This is a genomic window from Rhizobacter sp. P3_B12 (assembly GCF_056402895.1).
Genome location: NZ_JBFUGN010000784.1, coordinates 1 through 2,971 on the forward strand (window position 1 = coordinate 1; position 2,971 = coordinate 2,971).

Consider the following 2,971-nt stretch of genomic DNA (forward strand, 5'->3'; position numbering starts at 1 on the left):
CGCTGGAACACCGTCCAGTACTTCGGCTGGCCATCGAAGAACGGGCGGCTCTGGCGATAGACGTTGCCGTTGGCTTCGTACTCGGTGTCTTGCAGTATCAGCTGCGAGGTGCCGTTGATGTCGGCGCCCTGGGTCTCGATTCGCGTGACGCGGCCCAGGCTGTCGTAGTACGTGCGCACGTAGGGACCGTTGGCGGCCCACGCCGTGTCGGAACTGAAGTGGATCGGCGTGGCCGTCACGGCATAGGCACCGGCGGCGCCGCCGACCGCCGGACAAAAGAGTGTCCCGCCGTTGATGCCGGAGCAGTACTGATAGGCCCAGGTGGTGCCGTTGCCGTCCGCGCGGTGCTCGCGAAGCTTGCGACCGAACCCGTCGTAGGTCCAATTCGTCGTCAGCTGGTTCGGCCCGGTCGAACTCGTCACCACCCCCAGCTGGTGGTCGTAGACGCGCGTCTCTTGCTGCTTGAGCGCGTTGGTCGTTGTTTTCACGAAACGCGGATCGACCGTGTCGTACACGCTGCTCGCCGCACGCTCCGGAAATGCCGCGGCAGCACTCGGTACGGCTGCCTCCACGACAGCGCCTGGTGTAGAGCCAGCGCTGCCGTTGCAATTGCGCGTCTTGATCGAGGTCTTGCGGCCATACAGATCGAAGCCGTACTCGGTGACGACGCATAGGTCTGCAGACCCCGGCTCGATCACTTCCTTCTTCAGCAGGCCGCTGACCGGGTCGTAGTCGAACGAACTGGTGCGCGTGATGGTCTCGATGGCAGACGCAGTGTTCGACACCATGAGACCTCCGAGCAGGATGCCCACCAGCGACATCCCGCGCCAGACCCCGCGCCCTTGCTCCATGTGCCTGTCATTGTTCATCGAAGGCCTCCCTCTCGGCTTGCCGCGCCCGCTCGAGACGGGCGGCGTGTCATCGGTTCTTGAATCTCAGCGAATCTTCAGGGGCATTCGCGCTTCAGTCGTCGAGCAGGATGCTCAGGATCACCTGCAGCAACTGCGCTGGCAGCTGGGGCGCGGGTGCGGGCGGCAACCCGCCCGTGCCCTGCACCACCGGTGCCGGAATGTCAGGGCCTGTCGAGGTCGCAGTGCTTTTCAGCAGCCGGCCCAGGTACCAGTTGCCCAGGTCGGGCGCCGCGTAAGTGTTGACGACGGTCTTGGCGTAGGCCGTCGCGTTGCCATTTGCGTCCAGCGTCGAGGTGATGATCCGGCCGACGTTGCCGTAGGCATCCACGTCAAGCGTCTCGGTGCGCGTGCGCGGCATGGGCTTGCCGTTCAGGTCCCAGGTCCGGGCGTCGACCGTCTTCGGGTAGACGAAATAGCGCTTGCCCGGACCGACCGTGCACGGAGCCGGCGGGATGGTCGTCGACGCCGGGTCCACACAGTCGTAGGCCGTTGTCGTGCTGCCTAGGTTGAAGCCGCTGGCCAGCGAAAGCCCCTGCAAGGCCTGGCTCGTCATGCCGGTGTACGGGAAGTTCAGGTTCGAGACGGTCCGGGTCACGACGCCTGTCATTTCATCGACCGATTGAAGCCAGTTGAACCCGAGAAAACCCCGGCCATTGCGCTCCATTTGCGCCGAGTCATAGCTGTAGGTCGTCTTGCGCTCGCCACCCACGCCAGTAGTGGCCTGCGATGACGTCACAACCTGCATCGGTGGAACGACTGTCCAGCGACCCCCACTTGATGAAACCGACATCGAATAGCTCGATTCCGACTTGCCGAGGATCTGCGCAAGACCTCGCTGCTCCCATGCGACCCGAGCACCCAGGCCATTGGAGATCGACATCGGCACGTCTGCAGAATGGCGAGAAAGAAACCAGCTGCCGTAACGCCCTTGGTCGTCGCTCATGTGGACCAGATCGGCGAAGCCATCACCGGCCGTATCCATTGCGAACCACTTCCCGCACGTCATGCAAGAATCAACATTGCCGGTCGATTTGCTGGCCGACACGTCAAACGTGCCATCACCTTTCGAAAGCCAAATCCGGTAGTCATCGTTGGTTGTCGTGAGATGAACGAGATCGCTCAAGCCATCACCATTGAAATCGAGAACCTGCCAGCTTCCGCCCCCAAGATTGGTGTCAGTTGTCGACGGGAATTGGGATACCGCAAACGAACCGTCGCCCTTGGACAACAACACGATCACGTTGCCAGAGTTGCCCGCGAGATTCACCAGATCAAGCAGGCCGTCGCCATTCACGTCGAGCAACTGCCACGACGCCACGGTCCCCCCTACGCTACCCCCGGTCACCGCTTCAGGATAAGGCGACTTGGTGACATCGAACGTACCGTCTCCCTTCGACATCCAAGTCACAAAACCAGCAAAACCAAGGGTAGGAGCTCCTTGGGCCGGCTGGAATTTGTGGGAGAGATGAACGAGATCGGCAAGCCCGTCACCGTTCAAGTCCAATGCAAGCACTGGCCCTGACATGGAACTGCCCATCCAATCGCCAGCGTTGTTCGAAATCTGGGTCGTCACGAAAGCACTGCCTGGCGCCCCGGTGGATCGCCATACATACGCGCGAACAGCACCAGTCGTGGGAACGTGCATCAGATCAGGCAGTCCATCTGCATTGACGTCCAATACATACCAGCCACCATCGGTCAACTGGGTATCGACAGCATTCGCCGGCTGCGGTGAAACGGTGAATGTGCCGTGGCCGCTCGTATACCAGAAAGAGAAGTTTCCGGCGTTGTCCTTGAGGTGCACGAGATCCTGAATACCGTCGCCGTCCACGTCCATCGTTTGCCAACTACCGACTGTCAGGTCCTCACTCGAGGTGTATTCTGTGACGCTGAACGTTCCAATTCCGGTGGACAGCCACACGCTGTAGTGGCCCGCGCTGTCTTTCAAGTGCACGAGGTCGGCAATGCCATCATTGTTGAGATCGAGGCTGCGCCAGGTTCCACACGTAGCCAAGCACTGGTCGGTGCCCCCAGGACTGAAGTATTGTCCGTAGTAGAAG

1 protein-coding gene and 1 pseudogene are annotated in these 2,971 nt (G+C 61.2%); both read right to left on the reverse strand.

Translation table 11 applies throughout. The features are described from left to right. Positions 1-869, reverse strand: a pseudogene (locus AC1D01_RS27920) (hypothetical protein); the annotation flags it as partial. A 94-nt stretch (positions 870-963) separates the two neighbouring features. Continuing rightward, positions 964-2,971: FG-GAP-like repeat-containing protein (locus AC1D01_RS27925; RefSeq protein WP_477872206.1), on the reverse strand; the 2,008-nt coding region annotated here is incomplete at its 5' end.